This is a genomic window from Pseudomonas sp. NPDC087803, from assembly GCF_044742995.1.
In the GTDB taxonomy this organism is placed as follows: Bacteria; Pseudomonadota; Gammaproteobacteria; order Pseudomonadales; family Pseudomonadaceae; genus Aquipseudomonas.
Genome location: NZ_JBIUVO010000059.1, coordinates 13,406 through 32,625, shown reverse-complemented (window position 1 = coordinate 32,625; position 19,220 = coordinate 13,406). Strand labels below are relative to the sequence as shown.

Annotated in this window: 12 protein-coding genes; 7 read left to right on the top strand and 5 right to left on the bottom strand. The window is 60.4% G+C overall.

The annotated features are described in order from the left end of the window. Positions 1-283: 283 nt before the first annotated feature. The 5 genes from lon to cmoB all read left to right on the top strand — a co-directional run bounded on the left by lon (position 284) and on the right by cmoB (position 5,854). Entirely contained in the window at positions 284-2,701 is a 2,418-nt protein-coding gene (lon, locus tag ACIOUG_RS22030; RefSeq protein WP_401068645.1) for an endopeptidase La, read from the top strand. A gap of 215 nt (positions 2,702-2,916) precedes the next feature. Beyond that, positions 2,917-3,309, top strand: a complete 393-nt coding sequence (locus ACIOUG_RS22025) for a protease inhibitor I42 family protein (protein ID WP_401068644.1) — start codon at positions 2,917-2,919, stop codon at positions 3,307-3,309. A gap of 2 nt (positions 3,310-3,311) precedes the next feature. Next, a complete protein-coding gene (locus ACIOUG_RS22020) occupies positions 3,312-3,947 on the top strand; it encodes a lysoplasmalogenase (protein WP_401068642.1) in 636 nt (211 codons plus the stop codon). 174 nt (positions 3,948-4,121) lie between these two features. Next, positions 4,122-4,901 carry a carboxy-S-adenosyl-L-methionine synthase CmoA gene (cmoA, locus tag ACIOUG_RS22015; protein ID WP_003227846.1) on the top strand — a complete coding sequence of 260 codons (780 nt, stop codon included), beginning with the start codon at positions 4,122-4,124 and terminating at the stop codon, positions 4,899-4,901. Beyond that, a complete protein-coding gene (gene cmoB / locus ACIOUG_RS22010) occupies positions 4,898-5,854 on the top strand; it encodes a tRNA 5-methoxyuridine(34)/uridine 5-oxyacetic acid(34) synthase CmoB (protein WP_367085621.1) in 957 nt (318 codons plus the stop codon). Before cmoA ends, cmoB begins: the two co-directional genes overlap by 4 nt. A gap of 133 nt (positions 5,855-5,987) precedes the next feature. On the opposite strand, the gene tadA is transcribed toward cmoB, so the two are convergent. Next, positions 5,988-6,485 (bottom strand): tRNA adenosine(34) deaminase TadA, encoded by a 498-nt coding sequence (gene tadA / locus ACIOUG_RS22005; RefSeq protein ID WP_401068640.1) that lies wholly within the window; start codon positions 6,483-6,485, stop codon positions 5,988-5,990. Next, positions 6,485-7,861 carry a multicopper oxidase family protein gene (locus ACIOUG_RS22000; protein ID WP_401068638.1) on the bottom strand — a complete coding sequence of 459 codons (1,377 nt, stop codon included), beginning with the start codon at positions 7,859-7,861 and terminating at the stop codon, positions 6,485-6,487. The genes tadA and ACIOUG_RS22000 overlap by 1 nt, the downstream gene beginning before the upstream one ends. A 226-nt stretch (positions 7,862-8,087) precedes the next feature. Here ACIOUG_RS22000 and ACIOUG_RS21995 point away from each other — a divergent pair, with 226 nt between their 5' ends. Then, positions 8,088-12,728, top strand: a complete 4,641-nt coding sequence (locus tag ACIOUG_RS21995) for a dermonecrotic toxin domain-containing protein (protein WP_401068637.1) — start codon at positions 8,088-8,090, stop codon at positions 12,726-12,728. Between the two features lie 138 nt (positions 12,729-12,866). On the opposite strand, the gene ACIOUG_RS21990 is transcribed toward ACIOUG_RS21995, so the two are convergent. Beyond that, a complete protein-coding gene (locus ACIOUG_RS21990; protein WP_401068635.1) occupies positions 12,867-13,394 on the bottom strand; it encodes a hypothetical protein in 528 nt (175 codons plus the stop codon). Between the two features lie 558 nt (positions 13,395-13,952). On the opposite strand from ACIOUG_RS21990, the gene ACIOUG_RS21985 reads away from it, so the two are divergent. Continuing rightward, positions 13,953-16,025, top strand: a complete 2,073-nt coding sequence (locus ACIOUG_RS21985; protein ID WP_401068633.1) for a TerD family protein — start codon at positions 13,953-13,955, stop codon at positions 16,023-16,025. A gap of 188 nt (positions 16,026-16,213) precedes the next feature. Here the strand turns inward: ACIOUG_RS21985 and guaA are convergent, their stop codons facing one another. Together guaA and guaB are read right to left on the bottom strand one after the other, a co-directional pair. After that, the gene (gene guaA / locus ACIOUG_RS21980; protein ID WP_401068631.1) at positions 16,214-17,791 is read right to left on the bottom strand and encodes a glutamine-hydrolyzing GMP synthase; all 1,578 of its coding nucleotides are present in this window, start codon (positions 17,789-17,791) and stop codon (positions 16,214-16,216) included. A 99-nt stretch (positions 17,792-17,890) separates the two neighbouring features. Further along, positions 17,891-19,220: IMP dehydrogenase (guaB, locus tag ACIOUG_RS21975; RefSeq protein ID WP_401068629.1), on the bottom strand; the 1,330-nt coding region annotated here is incomplete at its 5' end.

Genomic DNA, 19,220 nt, shown 5'->3' with positions numbered 1-19,220 from the left:
CCGAGCCCCAGCGAGCGGGCCGAACGCAGGAGCAAGCCTTTTTGGTTACTTTTTCGGCGTCTGGAAAAAGTGACCCGCCGTAAGGGCGGAACCCTAAGCAGCCGTTACCGCAGCAACGGATATACCCCCAAAACCCCAAGAACATGGTCGGCCCAAAGGCCGCCAAGTCCAAAGCGTGACGCCTGTCAAAACCCTGAACACCCAAGCAGAAACACCGCCCCCCATTGAAACCACCCCAAGCCTGCCCCATCTAAGACCCATACCCCATTGTGCAGGTGCCCCAATGAGCGACCAGCAAGAATTCCCCGACAACCCCGACGACTACACCGAAGCTGACCACATCGAACACCATTCCACCGGCAAAGGCCTCGCCCTGCCCGGCCAGAACCTGCCGGACAAGGTCTACGTCATCCCGATCCACAACCGCCCGTTCTTCCCGGCCCAAGTGCTGCCGGTCATCGTCAACGAAGAACCCTGGGCAGAAACCCTCGACCTGGTCAGCAAATCCGACCACCACTCCCTGGCCCTGTTCTTCATGGACACGCCCCAGGAAGACCCGCGCCACTTCAACACCAAAGCCCTGCCGGAATACGGCACGCTGGTGAAGGTGCACCACGCCAGCCGCGAAAACGGCAAATTGCAATTTGTCGCCCAAGGCCTGAGCCGCGTGCGCATCAAGACCTGGCTCAAACACCATCGCCCACCGTACCTGGTGGAAGTCGAATACCCGCACCAGCCGACCGAGCCGACCGACGAGGTCAAGGCCTACGGCATGGCGCTGATCAACGCGATCAAGGAACTGCTGCCGCTCAACCCGCTGTACAGCGAAGAGCTGAAGAACTACCTCAACCGCTTCAGCCCCAACGATCCGTCGCCGCTGACCGACTTCGCCGCTGCCCTCACTTCGGCGACCGGTAATGAGCTGCAAGAAGTGCTCGACTGCGTGCCAATGCTCAAGCGCATGGAAAAAGTCCTGCCGATGCTGCGCAAGGAAGTCGAAGTCGCGCGCCTGCAGAAAGAGATCTCCGCCGAGGTCAACCGCAAGATCGGCGAGCACCAGCGCGAGTTTTTCCTGAAAGAACAACTCAAGGTCATCCAGCAGGAACTCGGCCTGACCAAGGACGACCGCAGCGCCGACCTTGAACAATTCGAGCAACGCCTGGAAGGCAAAGTCCTGCCGGCGCAGGTACAGAAACGCCTCGAAGAGGAAATGAACAAACTGTCGATCCTCGAAACCGGATCGCCGGAGTACGCGGTCACCCGCAACTACCTCGACTGGGCGACCTCGGTGCCGTGGGGCGTGTACGGTGAGGACAAACTCGACCTCAAACACGCACGCAAGGTGCTCGACAAACACCATGCCGGCCTCGACGACATCAAGGACCGCATCCTCGAATTTCTTGCGGTCGGTGCCTATAAAGGCGAAATCAGCGGTTCCATCGTGCTGCTGGTCGGCCCGCCGGGCGTGGGTAAAACCAGCGTCGGCAAATCCATCGCCGAATCCCTTGGCCGGCCGTTCTATCGCTTCAGCCTCGGCGGCATGCGTGACGAAGCCGAGATCAAGGGCCACCGCCGCACCTACATCGGCGCGCAGCCGGGCAAACTGGTGCAGGCGTTGAAAGACGTCGAAGTGATGAACCCGGTGATCATGCTCGACGAGATCGACAAGATGGGCCAGAGCTACCAGGGCGACCCGGCCTCGGCGCTGCTGGAAACCCTCGATCCGGAGCAGAACGTCGAATTCCTCGACCACTACCTCGACCTGCGCATGGACCTGTCGAAAGTCCTGTTCGTGTGTACTGCAAACACCCTGGATTCGATTCCCGGCCCGTTGCTGGACCGGATGGAAGTGATTCGCCTGTCGGGCTACATCACCGAAGAGAAAGTCGCCATCGCCAAGCGTCACCTGTGGCCGAAACTGCTGGAAAAGGCTGGCGTGTCCAAGGGCAGCCTGAGCATCAGCGACAGTGCGCTCAAGGCCTTGATCGACGGTTACGCCCGTGAAGCCGGGGTGCGCCAACTGGAAAAACAGATGGGCAAACTGGTGCGCAAAGCGGTGATGAAGCTGATCGACGACCCGAAAGCGGTGATCAAGCTCGGCCCGAAAGACCTTGAAGCGTCGCTGGGCCATCCGGTGTTCCGCAACGAACAAGTGCTGTCTGGCACCGGTGTGATCACCGGTCTGGCCTGGACCAGCATGGGCGGCGCGACCCTGCCGATCGAAGCGACGCGGATTCATACGCTCAATCGCGGGTTCAAACTCACCGGGCAACTGGGCGATGTGATGAAAGAGTCCGCCGAGATCGCCTACAGCTACGTCAGCTCGCACCTGAAGCAGTTTGGCGGTGATGCGAAATTCTTCGACGAAGCCTTCGTCCACCTGCATGTACCGGAAGGTGCCACACCGAAAGACGGCCCGAGCGCCGGCGTGACCATGGCCAGCGCCCTGCTCTCCCTCGCGCGCAACCAGCCACCGAAAAAAGGCGTGGCAATGACCGGCGAACTGACCCTGACCGGGCATGTGCTGCCGATTGGCGGGGTGCGCGAAAAGGTGATCGCGGCGCGGCGGCAGAAGATCTTCGAACTGATCCTGCCGGAACCGAACCGCGGTAACTTCGAGGAATTGCCGGACTATCTGAAAGAAGGCATTACCGTGCACTTTGCCAAGCGCTTTGCGGATGTGGCGAAGGTGCTGTTCTGACAGAGCTTTAGCGCCTGACCTACCGCTATCGCTGGCAAGCCAGCTCCCACAGTGTTCGATGTGTTCACAAATTCTGTGTTCACCACAATCCCTGTGGGAGCTGGCTTGCCAGCGATGGCGTGAGTGCAGTCCACACTGGACCGCACGACTGTCACACTTTGTCTCATCTTCAGTTATGCTCGCCGTTCGTCGTCAACGCCGGAGCCACTGAGCCTATGTCCCCCACTCGCCTGTTCGTCCCCCTCGCCCTCTCCCTGCTGGCCGCCTGCGCCACGCAGCCGAAACAGAATGTGACCGTGGAAAAACAGAGCGAATGCCCCGTACGGCTGACCAACGGACAAAACCTGATCGTGATGCTGCCAAGCAATCCGACCACGGGTTATCGCTGGGCGATTCAGGACTCGGCGGGCGGCGTGCTGCATGCCCTCAGCCCTGAGGTTTACAGCAGTCCGAAAGACTCGGGCATGGTCGGCGCGGGCGGTTTCTCCACCTGGCGCTTCCAGGCCTTCGCCACCGGCACCGGCCGCCTGCGCCTGACCTCGCAGCAACCTTGGGAGCCTGAAGTGACACCGGCGGAAACCTTCGACTGCGCCATTTCGGTGAACTGATCGTGGGCTGGCTGATTCTGGCGCTGATGGGCGCGGTGACCTTTCTGTACGGTGTGAGCACCCATGCGGCGCTGCTCTGCCTGCTGGTCAAGCCGTTGCCGGTGCTGGCGCTGCTCGGCTGGCTGCACGACGCGCCACCCAGCGACTATCGGCGCTGGATCAGCCTGGGGCTGATTTTCTCGGTGCTCGGTGACGTGTTGCTGGCGTGGCCGGGGGACCTGTTCGTGTTTGGCCTCGGTGCGTTTCTGGTTGCGCATCTGGCCTATCTCAAGGCTTACCTCAGCGATTGCAAACGTCTGGCACTCTTGCCGATGGTGCTCGCGCTCGGCGTTGGCGCAGTGCTGCTGGGGCTGCTGATTTCCAGTGGCCTGGGGCCGTTGCTGGTACCGGTGATTGTCTACGGCACGGCGATCAGCGCCATGCTCTGGCGCGCCCTCGCCCGCCTCGGCACCGACGTGCCCAAGCGTTCGGCGCTATTGGCAGCCGGCGGCGCGCTGGCGTTTGTGTTCTCGGACAGTGTGATCGGCATTGATCGCTTCGTATCGCCATTTCATGCTGCGCCGTACGTGATCATCCTCAGCTACTGGCTGGGCCAGTGGGGGATTGCCGCTTCGGCGTTTTCCGTGAAACACCGCTAATTTTGTAGTGAGGGGATTCATCCCCGATGGGCTGCGCAGCGGCCCAGAAACCGGTCAATCAGGCATGTCAGACAGACCGCTGGCACAGATTTTGGGGCTGCTCCGCAGCCCATCGGGGATAAATCCCCTCGCCACGTCGGACAACCCAAGCATCCCCGCGCCACTTTGGCTAAAATGCCGGCCTTTTCCACCGACACCGCCGGAACCGCCGTGAGCAAAGAACCCGATCGCATTTTCGCCCAGCCGATGGCCCAGGTGCCTGACTTCGCCTTCAACGAGGACGTGGTGCGGGTGTTCCCGGACATGATCAAGCGCTCGGTGCCGGGTTACCCGACCATCGTCGAAAACCTCGGCGTGCTCGCGGCGCAATTCGCCCAACCGAACAGCGTGCTGTACGACCTCGGCGCCTCGCTCGGCGCCGTGACTCAGGCCTTGCGCCGTCACGTGCGCACCGACGGTTGCCGGGTGATCGCGGTGGATAACTCGGCGGCGATGGTCGAACGCTGCCGCGAGTACCTCAACGGTCAGGATTCGATGTTCCAGGAGCTGCTCCCGGTCGAAGTGATCGAAGGCGACATTCTCGCGCTCGAGTTCAAACCGGCCTCGGTGGTGGCACTGAACTTCACCCTGCAATTCATCGCCCCGGAGCAGCGCACCGCGTTGCTCTCGCGTATCCGCCAATCACTGCTGCCCGGTGGCGCGCTGATTCTGTCGGAGAAGCTGCGCTTCAACGATGCGCAAGAGCACGCGTTGCTCACCGATCTGCACGTCGCGTTCAAACGCGCCAACGGCTACAGCGAACTGGAAATTGCCCAGAAGCGCAGCGCCATCGAAAACGTCATGAAGCCCGACAGCCTCGAAGAACACCGCGAACGCCTGCTGGCCGCCGGGTTCTCGAAAGTCGTGCCGTGGTTCCAGTGTCTTAACTTTGCCTCGTTGATTGCCTTGCCATGATTGATCTGTCCCCCCTCGCCCGCCGTCTGGCCGGCACGCCGCTGGCCGATTGGGCCAACACCCTGCAAGTGCAACTCGACAAGAAAATGGAGAAGGGCCACGGCGATCTGGAGCGTTGGCAAAGTGCACTGGATGCGTTGCCGAAACTGGCGCCGACTGAAGTCGATCTGCTCAACGGCCTGAAACTCGACACCGACTGCGACGACGCAACCCGCGCGCAAATGCGCACCGCGTTGATGGGCCTGTCGCCATGGCGCAAGGGGCCGTTCGACCTGTTCGGCGTACACGTCGACACCGAATGGCGCTCGGACTGGAAGTGGTCGCGGGTCGCCCCGCATCTGGATCTGAAGGGCAAACGCATCCTCGACGTCGGTTGCGGCAACGGTTACTACATGTGGCGCATGCTCGGCGCCGGTGCCGACAGCGTGATCGGCGTCGATCCGAACTGGCTGTTCTTCTGCCAGTTCCAGGCCGTGCAGCGCTATCTGTCCGAGCCGAATGCCTGGCACTTGCCGTTCCCGTTCGAAGACCTGCCGCCGAACCTGGAAGGCTTCGATACGGTGTTCTCGATGGGCGTGTTCTACCATCGTCGTTCGCCGATCGAGCATTTGCTGGCGCTGAAGGATTGCCTGGTCAAGGGCGGCGAACTGGTGCTGGAAACGCTGGTGGTCGAAGGTGACAAACATCAGGTGCTGGTGCCGGAAGACCGTTATGCGCAGATGCGCAACGTATGGTTCCTGCCGTCGGTGCCAGCGCTGGAATTGTGGCTGCGCCGCGCCGGGTTCACCGATATTCGCTGCGTGGACGTCAGCACCACCACCGTTGAAGAACAGCGCGGCACCGAGTGGATGAAGTACCAGTCGCTGAGCGACTTCCTTGATCCCGAGGATCACAGCAAGACCATCGAAGGGCTGCCGGCGCCGATGCGGGCGGTGATTGTCGCGAAGAAATAACCCAATCTCCCCTGCACAGGAGATCCCCCCTGTGGGAGCGGGCTTGCTCGCGAAAGCGGTGTGTCAGGCAACATTTTCATCGCCTGACACACCGCTTTCGCGAGCAAGCCCGCTCCCACAATGGTTCTTGTGTTTATTCAGCAGGCTTTGCGCGACGGGCGCGGAAGAATTCAGTCAGCACTGCTCCACACTCTTCGGCCAGTACCCCACCCTCATACAACACCCGGTGATTCAAAAAGCCCTGGGTAAAAAACTGTCCCTGACTCTGCACAATCCCCGCTTTCGGCTCCAGCGCGCCAAACACCACCCGCGCAATGCGTGAATGCACGATCAGCCCGGCGCACATGCTGCACGGCTCCAGCGTCACATACAGCGTGCTGCCCGGCAGGCGATAGTTGTTCACCGCTTGCGCAGCGGCGCGGATCGCGACCATTTCCGCGTGGGCACTGGGGTCGCTGGTGGTGATCGGGCAATTGAAACCGCGACCGATGATTTCACCGTCCTGCACCAGCACCGCGCCGACCGGTACTTCGCCATGGGCTGCGCCTTGGGCGGCAAGGTCTAGGGCTTCGCGCATGAAATCGCGGTCACGGCTGCGGTCGATGATCGCGGCGGGGCGAATCTGGCGCATCACTTCACCTCGATGGCGGCCATCAGGCCGGTTTCCATGTGGTCGATCACGTGGCAATGGAACATCCACACCCCCGGGTTATCCGCCACCAGCGCCACTTGCGCACGCTCGTTCTTGCCCAGCAGGTAGGTGTCGGTGAAGTACGGGGTGATCTTGTGCCGGTTCGACGCAATCACCTTGAAACTCATGCCGTGCAGGTGGATCGGGTGCTGGTACTGGGTCATGTTCTTCAGTTCGAAGATGTAGCTCTGGCCCAGCTTCAGGCTGGCAATTGGCCGATCGGCGCAGGTCTTGTCAGTGATGTCCCAGGCCTTGCCGTTGATCTGCCACAGGCTCGGCGGCTTGCCGTTGTCGACGTTCACCGACACCGAACCGACCCACTCGAAATTGAAGTTGAGTTTCTCGGCATTCGCCAGATCCGGCTCGGCCACCGGGTTGGCGGGCAACGCTTTCGGCCACTCGGTCGGCGCATCGTTATTGGCCACCGAACGCAAAGTCCCCAGACGTACCGGGCCGTTGCGCAGCGACAACTCCTCACCGGCCGCCGGTGCCTTGATCGCCAGGCAAATGCGCATGCCCGGCCCCAGCCAGTATTCCTTGCCCAGCGGCCGCGGCTCGACCGGGTTGCCGTCCAGCGCATAGATCTGCGCTTCGACGCCGGGGATATTGATGCGATAGGTCAGGGTGTTGTCGAGGTTGAGCAAACGTACGCGGGTGATCTGCCCCGCCGGCAACTCGATCACCGGCGATGGCACGCCGTTGATGGTCGACAGCCGCCCTGCCGTACCACCACGCGCGGCTTCGCGAGGGATGCTGAATTCGACGAAATTACCCTCATCGTCGATGTGCCAGTTTTTCAGACTCAGGGTCTTTTCGTACTTGAAACCGGTCGGTTCGCGCTCTTCGACGATCAGCGGCCCGACCAGTCCGCGCCCCAGCTCTTCGCTGCTGCTGACGTGCGGGTGATACCAGTAGCTGCCGGCGTCCGGCACGCGGAATTTGTAATCAAAGTATTCACCGGGCAGCACCGGCAATTGCGAGACGTACGGCACACCGTCCATCTCCAGCGGCAAACGAATGCCGTGCCAGTGAATGGTGGTTGCCACCGGCAGGTGGTTGATGAAGCGCACCCGCAGCCATTCGCCCTGACGCACGCGCAATTCAGTGCCCGGCGCCGATGGGCCGAACGCCCACGCTTCGGTCTTGTGCCCCGGCACCAGCTCAACGTCCAGTGGCGCGGCGATCAGCTCGTAGTCGTGGCCCGCGTCAGCATCGGCCATCTTGCCCAGCCAGTAACGCGACGCGCCTCCTGCCCCGACTCCAACGACAACAAGACCGGCCAGGCCACCGAGGATTTGGCGACGGGTAAAGGACATGAACTCAACTACCTCACGTATCTGCGTCGGGCACCGGGCCCGCAAAAGGCAAATACGATACACCTGCAATTGCGAAACAGTAAGGGCAGCGCGGCGGATGGACGCAGCTGCGCCTCGCGCGTACACGATTTCGAGCGCTCAGGTGACATAACTATGTAGTGCACATGCATCGAACAGCCGGGCCATCCTGTGCCACCCGTTTCTCAAGGACAGAGAGCCCAAACACATGCCCAACCCGATGCCCAACGCCGCCGACAAGGCCGCGCTCCAGGCGATTGCCGCCACCGTCATCCAGACCTGCCCGAGCCTGCAGGATGCCGCTCGACAGGTCGCCAGCGACCTGCTGATCAAATTCCAGATTCACGGCCTCGACCCGGATCAAGTGTATTTCCACCGCTTCGACGCCTCGCAAAGCAGTTCGAAAGCCTTCACCGGCTGGGAGCATGTGCACGCCACGCCCACTTCAAGCATGACCCTGACCCAATTGGTGATTCACCGCTTCCGCGTCGCCGATCAGGACAACGCCGACCTGCTCGACGTCTATGGCGGCTTCTACACTGCCGGCCCCGAGGCCCGCACCTTCGATGAGCGCAATGAAGTGCGCCTGCACGGCAACGACGTGCTCAAGGACTTCTGGAACATCGACTTCAGCGCCCTGTACGACGCTCAACTGAACGCCTTCTGGACTACCAGCGGCAGCGACTTTCGTACCTTGGCCAAGTGCAACTTTCTGATCAAAGCCCTGCAAGCGCGGGACAAGCGCCAGTTGAGCGACGAGGATTTTCTGTTCGTCACGCGAGCGGTAATCGGCCCGCTGACCTGGCCGGTGAACCTGGCCTTGCTGCAGGCCGAACACCGTTGCCCGGACAGCGTGCGTACGCTGGATCTTGACGGTTATGTCGCGATCAACGTCCTGCGTTTCGTCGCGCCCAAAGGGCGGCAGATCCTCTACCTGCCGGGTGACGGCGAAGCCTTCCAGGTCCTGGAAACCGCCACCGACCTGCACTTCTGGATCCTGCAGCGAATGAACAAACGCGTTGCCCGCGAGACATTCCTTGCGTATTTCTCGCTGGCCGACCGGCAACAGATCAACGCCAATCCTGGCGAGCTGATGAATCGTCTGGTGACAACCTGGGGCCGCTACGACCACTCGATGATCAATCGGGACAACCGCGCCGTCAGCGGCGACGCCTTCACCTGGCTCAGCGCCTCGACCCGCGCTGCGATGTCGGCCGAGGCCAGCCTGTCCCTGACCTCCAATGGCGACCTGCGCAAGAAGCTGTGGATCGGCTACCTCAGCGCCGGGGTCAGGGTATTCGGGCCAATGGCCGTGGTGGGCTGGCCACTCGCATTGCCGGTGATCGGCGCCAGCATTGCCAACATGGGGTTGAACATTGATCAGGCGGTCAATGGCAAAACCGCCACCGAGCGCAAGGCCGGAATCCTCGGTGCAGTGCTCAGCGGCATCGACATGCTGTTCAACCTGCTGGTGCTCAAGGGTCCGGGATCGCTGGTCGAGGTCGGCCCCGAGGTGGATGCCGCCGAAGCGGCGGAAATGGCCGACCTGATCGAGAACACCCAACCTCAACGTGCACCACCAGCGGTGCAGGCGCCCCCGGTCACGACTGATCTTCCCGTCGCGCTGACGCCTCGTACGGAAATCCCGCAGTCCTTCAAGATCAACCAGGTCTTGGGCGAGGACACGCTGATCCGCGAGCCGGGCAAATTCCGAGGCATCCATCGACTGGCATCCAATCCCTCGTCCGCCATCAGCCTCGGTGACAGCGCCTACTACGTGCGTTTTGAAGAAAACCTGAACGGACGTGGCAGCTGGGCAATCATTGATCCCGCCCGGCCCGACGCCTTTTCCGGCTCGATCCCCGTGCGGCTCAACGCTGACGGTGCCTGGGAAGTGGCGCCCAGGTTGGGGCTTCGTGGCGGTCTCGATGCGCCCATGATCACCGCTGGCACTGAATCGAACGCTCCCGTCGTCGAACCGTGGGTGCAAACGCCGGGCATCCATGTTCCCGGACTCGATGATCCCGAAATGCGCGCCTGGGCGCTCGGCGGCCCGGATCTGCAAGCCCAGTTCCGCCGCGCCTGGACCCTGGGCGACATCGACATGCACAGCGTGATCAGGCCCGAAACCGAAACAGGCAATGCACTCATGCCGAATGCGCACGAGGTGATCTCGTTCAGCGAGTTCGACCTGGCGCAGGAACAACCGCGTGCGACGCTGATCAGCGATGCCAACGCCTGGTACGAACTGCATCCGCCAACTCCACGCCTGCCGGTGTTGCCGCAGGCGCCTGTCGCCTCCCCGGGCGAACTGTTCGACGCCGCACTGGCGGAGAAACCCGGGCTGGTGATCGGCGAAAGCCGGGGCAGCATCGGCAGCAAGAAATTGCTGATCGAACACATGCCGCATCTCGCCCGCAGCGGGGTGAAGACCCTGTACCTGCAAGAGTTGCTGGCGAACGTCAATCAACTGGACCTGGATGCGTTCGCCCGCACCGGGGAAATGTCCGAAGAACTGCGAGACTACTTGAACAAAATTGACTTCCGGGCCGGCAACGACCCGGACGGCAAATTCAACCTGATGGCGCTGGTGAAAGCCGCCAACGCCCAGCGCATCCGGCTTCAGGCGATCGACCTGTCGACCACTTACAACCTCAACAAAGATGCGCTGCAGCCCTTCCCCAACAACCAGATGGCGCGCAGCTTCTTTGCCGGCGAGGTCATTCGCTTTCATCAGGCACTCAATGGCCCGGGCAAGTGGGTGGCACTGGTCAATCAGGAAAACATGAGCGCCTTTCGCGGCTATCAGGGCATCAGCGAGCAGACCGAGGCCTTGAGTGTACGCATCGACGACGTGACGCCGGGGCAAGCCGAGGCCATCGGCAGCGACCCCGGCCTGGCGGTGGAATATGCCGATTACCCCGACTCCCCGGTCGAAGAAATCGCCGGCGGCCTGAGCGATCCCGACAGTATTCAAAACCTGATCAAGGGCGATTGGCGGGTGCAAGTGGAAACACCGTGGGCGTACCGCACACCGCGGAATCTAAGGACCCTGTTGCCGGAACCGGGGATGTTCACCTTTCAGCGCTACCGCAGCAGCCTGCTGGTGGTCTACCGCAATGCCGATCGCCACATGGCCGACAGCGCGATCAGAATCACCCCCGCCGGCCGGCTCAACCTCGATACACCGCTGGCCCCGCCCCCTGAATCGCTGACCGTGGACACACTGGACGAGTTGAAACAGGCGCTGATCGAAAAAGGCCTGAAGCCGATGGGTTGGCCTCAGGCGAGCGCCACAACGCTGCTTGTAGACAGTCCGCGGCCAGTCATCCCGCCGAACTGGCAGGCCAATGAGTTGCTGGACGGGATTACTCCGGTGAACGAGCCAGGAAAATTCCAGGGCATTTATCTGCTCGATTCGAATCCTTCGACCGCGGTCTCGATCGACGACACCGCCTATTACGTACGCTACGAAACCGACATCAACGGCAGCGGACACTGGGCTGTCATCGACCCCGAGCATCCTCACGGCTTTACTCGCTCGATCCCGGTACGCCTGAACCCTCAGGGCGAATGGGAAACCATACCCCGCACCGGCCTCAGTGGCGGTGGCAAGCCTGCGGCGACGGCCGGATCGAGCAGCCGCAGACCGCTGCTCACCCTGCCCGCCTCGCAGTACGACATGCCGACGCCGCTTAAAGCGGAGTTGGAGGAAGGCGCGGACGGTCTGAATGACGAAGCATTGCGTGATTTCTACGACAGCCTGAACGAGTTCGATGCCTACCGCGACTTCAAGGGCATCCGCAAACGCCTGTACCGCGACGCCCGGGATTTTTTCAGCACCTTGCGCCTGCCCCAACGCCCGCCCATACCCGCCCTGGCAGCCGACGCGACTGCCGAGGAGATCATCGAGAAAATCCTCGAGCATGCCCGAGGCCTGGTGCTCGGCGAGAGCCATACCGCCGTCGGCAGCAAGCAATGGCTGATCGAGAACATGTCGTTGCTGGCCAGCAAACAGGTAAAGAGCCTGTACATGGAACATTTGCTCACGGACTTCCATCAAGCCGCACTGGACGAGTTTTTCCAGACCGGCAACATGCCGAAAAAGCTCGAGGCGTATCTCAAGGCGCTCGACGTCGGCAACATGACCGATCCGCTGCATCGCTACACGTTTCTGCAACTGGTCAGGGAAGCCAGAACACAGGGGATCCACGTGCAAGCCCTCGACTGCATGGCAAGTTATCGCCTCAATGGCATGGACATTCCGTCCGGCGATGAGGCGGCGCGGCAGAAAATGATGAATTACTTTGCCCGCCTGATGATCCGCGCCGACCAGGCCGCGCGGGGCGCACACAAATGGGTGGCGCTGATGGGCAATTCCCACTCCAACAGTTTCGAGGGCGTGGCCGGCGTCAGCGAACTGGAAGAGGCGATCGGCATTCGCGTCGAGGATGTCCCCGAAGGGACTTCGCGGGGCATCGACGTCGATCCGGGAAAAATCCTGCCGTTGGGCGGTACCGTGCACGATCGCTCGGCACTGGTCAGGGGCGACCTGCGCCTGCAGATGGAAACGCCCTGGACCGCGCACACCATGTCGGAATTCGAAACCCTGTTGCCGCGCTACGGCATGTACTCCCTGAAACAGCAACCCAACCTGACCTTCATCGTCCATCGCAGCCGCACGCGAGAACTGGTGCGGACCATCATCGAAACCGACGGCAAGCGCTTCTACATCGAACGCCCCGGCTGGCCTTCGGTCAGCGGCAAACGCTACCCGAGCATGAAAGCGCTGCTGCAGGCACTGGATGACATGGGCATGCAACTGGGCGGCTGGTCAAAACCGCTGTAACGCAAAACGCAAAAAAGCCGTGTGAAACGGATTTCACACGGCTTTTCGGTTGCAGCGATCAAGCCTTCAGCTTGCACTGGATCAATTCGGTTGGCTCGACTCGTTGCAGTTACCAGCCGTTGAACCGTGCAGAATCAATCAACGTGCAACGCTGTAGTTTTGGACCACATCGTTTTCAAAATAGATGGTCAAAACAATGCCTTGGCGCGTGGTTTTACCACTGGTCACGCTGCCCACCTCATTCAATGTTCCCTGCGCATTGGATACCTGGGACGAAACCTGTGCAATTTGGCCACCTGTCTCGGGCGATACGAATCTGTGGGCGAGATTCATATACTTCTCGACCCCTTCCTCGCTCTTCACATAAGTCCAGTTAGTTATAGTGTCCGAATCTGCCGCCTCCTGCATGGGAGGGCCAAATAACTGGGATATCTGGCTCTTGGTGGTCTTGCCACGAATGATGGTGGTCTTTAGATAAGCTTCGTCATACTTCTTCGCACCTACGCCATTGGGATTCAACGATCCCATTAAATCGTTTGAGTTTGCGCAGCCGATTAAAAGTCCCGCCATCAGACACAGCGCAATTCCGTTTCTAAACGCTTTTCCATGTGTTGGCGACATACGCTTACCTGCATGTATTTCAGGAATTATGGAGATGACGAGCAACAGAGTTCGACGCGATGTTGTTGATCAACACGCATGACTTTGTTATCCGTCAAGACAGTGGCTGTACTTCCGTCAATGGAAGATGCTTGCAGCTTAGGGAGCGAAGATCGACTTAGCTATAGGGCAAGTGTGCTATTGCCGGATGGCCATGATTGCCAAAAACGCCAAAGCCAAAAACCAGAAAGCCCGCAATTACGCGGGCTTCAAGGTGTTTGTTGCTAGTGGGTGCCGGTCAATGCCGGCTTGGAAAGTCGCCGCCCTTGAAGCCACAGTTGGTCAATAACGCCAATATCCGCCTGGATGATAGACAAGCGACTTGTCGTTCCTCCCCCATTCATATCGTGAATCAGCTTGTTACCGTTGAGAGAAGCAACGACCTGACAAAAAGCGAAAACCTTACGTAGAATGCCTCCGTGGCTATGGAACACCTTCCTTCTAACCCCCTATGAACTAGGGGTTCCGCTCTCCACACCGCGCCTGCTTCTAGCAGGCGTTTTCATATCAGTTGCAGGCATGATGCTGCGGCTCGCTCACGACGACCCAAGGAGAAAATCAAGCATGAATCAAGAGCTATTCCTGCGTCGCCGTAGCAAAGTTCACGTACCGGTGGGTACTGGCGGTGCAACCCGCGCTCAGGTCGCGTCGGCTATCCGGGAGGTCGCGGCGTTCCGGTGTGTACTATCAGAAACGCTGATAGAGCAGATCGGCATGTTGTCACCGACAGAGCTCAAGCACTGGTTGCATGGCATTGTTGAAATCCTTCGTCGGAGGAGTGGCGCGCATGTGCATCACCGGCCGTTCTATCCTGACTTTCCAGAACAGGTTCTGAGGGCCACAGAGGCGGAGTTGTATCTTAACGCGGTCATACATTACCTCACGCTTAGGCGCTTACCACCGACTGAAGAATCTCGACCTCCACTGCTTGAAGGCAACTTCATACACTGGGTTATTGAACCGGGAAGCGTCCATGAGTTCGAGTCACTGCTCGAACCGCTGGTTTCATCACGCACCTCACTTTCCGAAGAGGAAACGGCTGATGTTGTCTGGTTCGTCAGGGAGTACAAAAGTGATGTGTTCCGTCTGCTGCCCGAGGCCATCCCTTTCCGGGAGATACGTGCACAGGTTGGCGGCGCACTTATCCTGCATGTAGCCGGTGACGCACGGGTGGACGCATTCCTGGAGCGCAACGTCGAAACGGCGACGGATGTGCTGCGACTCGCGGTCGCCCTGAGTGGAGGTGACGTGTCACTTGCGACAGCTACGACACGTTTCAAAGCGATGAAGCGCTCGATGCGCCGTCTGTTATTACGCCTGCTCGACTCAATACCCAATGCTACAGAAGATGTGATGCGCCACGCCGAGCGCTGGAAGCGTCTGGCTGAAGTGCTGCATCCGGGCGACTACGCCGATAAGTACCCACGAGCACTCGACGCGATCACGGCAGCGCGCCGCGACGAAGCGCCAGCCACCTTTGGTTCACGTGTCGAAACACTGCTGGCCCAGCGCGACATCGCCACGCTCACGCCCTTACTACAGAGCCGTCCCGGTGAATTCGCACGACGGCTGGACGTGAGCCTGCGGCGCGCGACGAACCCCGAGTCGGTTCTCGACGCATTCGAGGCTGTTGCAACACAAGTGTCCTCACCTGTCCTGCTGCAGTTGCTCGCCCAAGTACGCGCTCCACGCCCCCTGTCCCTGCGCGCCTTCACCCCAAAAGGCGCATTCGCCAAGGTCTATGGCATCAAGGATCACCGCGAACCTCTTACCGCAGAAGTGTTGGCTCGCGCAGCCCGAATCTGCGAAAACGCGCTTGTAACGCGTTTTGCATCGCTGCCGCCACTCGGTCGCTGTTTCATCGATCCCGCATTACACGAATACAAGGTGCCGCTGGCGCAGCGTGCATCGTCGAAATCGCTACGTACGCTGGTGCGAGGCAGTCGGTTGCCTATGCCTGATGCACGCTTCATTCGCCTGTTCTTGTGGTGGAAGAATGGCACCGGGCGCACGGATATTGACTTGTCCGCCGCTTTTTTCGACGCCGACTTCGTATTCAAGCAAACGGTCGCGTACTACAACCTGAAGGATTTCGGCGGTTGCCACAGCGGCGACATCACCGACGCGCCCGACGGCGCTTCGGAGTTCATCGACCTCGATGTAGATGCCCTCGTCGACAGAGGTATTCGCTACGTCGTCACGTCCATCAACTCATACACCACACAACCGTACTGCGATCTTCCAGAATGTTTCGCTGGCTGGATGGCCCGCACCGATACGGCATCGGGTGAAGTATTCGAGCCGCGAACCGTGTTCGACCGTGTCGATATCGCATCCGACACAATTATCTGTCTGCCCTTCGTGATGGATTTACAGGAACGACGCACGATTTGGGCCGATCTGGGACTCACTTCATCGCCGCGGTGGAACAACGTCGGGAACAATCTCAGTGGGGTATCGTTGATGCTGCGGGCCTTGGTTCATACGCCACGGCCGGATTTGGCAACGCTTTTCGACTTGCATGTACGAGCACGCGGGGAACGAGTTGCTTCGCCGGAGCAAGCAAATGCAGTGTTTGCGCCTGAGCAAGGGATAACACCGTTCGATACAGATTTGATTCGATCACAGTTTCTCTGATACGTACGCCAGCCTTAGCGATCGATTGAGAACTACGCCCCTTGCTCCAGTGCTCCCACCAAAAATGCCAGCAAGTCTCACTGAGTAGCCGTTTGCTCCGAAGCACTAATAGAACCCCAAAAAAAACGCCTGATGCATAAGCACCAGGCGTTTTTTGTTTCAACCGATCCGCCCTGAGACCGAGGGCATTATTCCCACTCAATCGTCGCCGGCGGCTTGCTCGACACGTCATAGGTGACGCGGGAGATGCCTTCGATTTCATTGATGATGCGGCCGGATACGGTTTCCAGCAGTTCGTAAGGCAGGTGCGCCCAACGTGCAGTCATGAAGTCGATGGTTTCCACGGCACGCAGGGCCACGACCCAGGCGTAACGACGGCCATCGCCGACCACGCCCACCGATTTCACTGGCTGGAACACGACGAAGGCCTGGCTGACCTTGTGGTACCAGTCGGCTTTGCGCAGTTCTTCGATGAAGATGTGGTCGGCGCGACGCAGCAGGTCGGCGTATTCCTTCTTCACTTCACCAAGGATGCGCACGCCCAGGCCCGGACCCGGGAACGGGTGACGGTAGACCATGTCGTACGGCAGGCCCAGTTCCAGACCCAGACGACGGACTTCGTCCTTGAACAGTTCGCGCAGTGGCTCGACCAGTTTCAGGTTCATCTCTTCCGGCAGGCCGCCCACGTTGTGGTGCGACTTGATCACGTGGGCTTTGCCGCTTTTCGCGCCAGCCGACTCGATCACGTCCGGGTAGATGGTGCCCTGAGCGAGGTACTTGATGTTGTCCAGCTTGCAGGATTCGGCATCGAACACGTCGATGAAGGTACGGCCGATGATCTTGCGTTTCTTCTCTGGATCGGCTTCGCCGGCCAGGTTGCCCAGGAACTGCTCTTCAGCGTTGGCGCGGATCACTTTGACGCCCATGTTCTCGGCGAACATGGCCATCACTTGCTCGCCTTCGTGCAGTCGCAGCAGGCCGTTGTCGACGAAGACGCAGGTCAACTGGTCGCCGATGGCCTTGTGCAGCAGCGCGGCAACCACCGAGGAGTCAACCCCGCCGGACAGGCCCAGCAGCACGTTGTCGGTGCCGACTTGTGCGCGGATGTTGGCGATGGCGTCTTCAGCGATCTTCGACGGGGTCCACAGGGCTTCACAGCCGCAGATGTCCAGCACGAAGCGCGACAGGATGCGACCGCCCTGCTTGGTGTGGGTCACTTCCGGGTGGAACTGCACGCCGTAGTAAGCGCGTTCGTCGTTGAACATGCCGGCGATCGGGCAGCTCGGAGTGCTGGCGAGGATGTGGAAGTCTTCCGGCATTTTGGTGACCTTGTCACCGTGGCTCATCCACACGTCGAGACCGAACAGGCCGTCGGCGTCGATATGGTCCTCGATGCCGTCGAGCAGGCGGCTCTTGCCGACCACGTCAACGCGGGCGTAACCGAACTCACGCAGCTCGGAACCTTCAACCTTGCCGCCCAGTTGCTCGGCCATGGTCTGCATGCCGTAGCAGATACCGAAGACCGGCACGCCCAGATCGAAGACTGCCTGTGGGCAGCGCGGGCTGTTGGCTTCGTGCACGGACTCCGGGCCGCCGGCGAGGATGACGCCTTTCGGCGCGAATTCGCGGATCGCGTCCTCGTCCATGTCGAACGGGTGCAGTTCGCAGTACACACCGATCTCGCGCACGCGGCGTGCGATCAGTTGGGTGTATTGCGAACCGAAGTCGAGGATCAGGATGCGGTGAGCGTGAATGTCGAGGGCCATGATTCAGTCTCGTCTAAGTAATTCAGAAACAGTCGTGATTCAGAAACAACTCGGGGCTGAATAAAACAGCCCCGGTTGCTTGATGTTTTGCTGGAAGCCTCAACCTACGCGGTAGTTTGGCGCTTCCTTGGTGATCTGCACGTCGTGCACGTGGGATTCGGCCATACCGGCGCCGGTGATCCGCACGAACTCAGGCTTGGTACGCATTTCTTCGATGTCGGCACTGCCGGTGTAACCCATCGAGGAACGCAGACCACCCATCAACTGGTGGATGATCGCAGTCAGGGTGCCTTTGTACGGCACACGGCCTTCGATGCCTTCCGGAACCAGTTTCTCGGCGCCAGCCGAAGAGTCCTGGAAGTAACGGTCGGAAGAGCCTTGCGCCTGGGACATGGCGCCCAGCGAACCCATGCCGCGATAAGCCTTGTACGAACGGCCCTGGAACAGTTCGATCTCGCCCGGGGCTTCTTCAGTACCGGCGAACATCGAGCCCATCATCACGCAGGACGCACCGGCCACGATGGCCTTGGACAGGTCACCGGAGAAACGGATGCCGCCGTCGGCGATCAACGGCACACCAGTGCCTTCAAGGGCAGCGGCGACGTTGGCGATGGCACTGATTTGAGGCACGCCGACACCGGCGACGATACGCGTGGTGCAGATCGAGCCAGGGCCGATACCGACCTTGACTGCGTCGGCGCCAGCTTCGGCCAGGGCCTTGGCAGCTGCGCCGGTGGCGATGTTGCCGCCGATCACCTGCACTTCAGGGAAATTCTCTTTGACCCAGCGCACGCGGTCGATCACGCCTTTGGAGTGACCGTGTGCGGTGTCGACCACCACCACGTCCACACCGGCGTTGACCAGCGCAGCAACGCGGTCACCGGTGTCTTTACCGGTACCGACGGCAGCGCCAACGCGCAGACGACCTTGATCGTCCTTGCTGGCCAGCGGGTAGGCTTTGGCTTTTTCGATGTCTTTGACGGTCATCATGCCTTTGAGGGCAAACTTGTCGTCGACGATCAGGACTTTTTCCAGACGGTGCTTGTGCAGCAGCTCGCGGACTTCGTTCTTGTCAGCACCTTCGCGTACGGTGACCAGACGCTCTTTAGGCGTCATCACTTCACGTACGGTGGCTTCCAGACGGGTTTCGAAGCGTACGTCACGGGAAGTGACGATGCCGACCAGGTCGCCATCGTGCAGCACCGGAACGCCGGAAATGTTGTGCATGCGGGTCAGTTCGAACAGGTCACGCACCGTGGCATCAGCCTCGATGGTGATCGGATCCTTGACGACGCCGGCTTCGAACTTCTTGACCTTACGCACTTCGGCAGCTTGCTGCTCGATGGTCATGTTCTTGTGGATAATGCCGATGCCACCTTCCTGAGCCATGGCGATTGCCAGACGGGCTTCAGTGACGGTGTCCATGGCG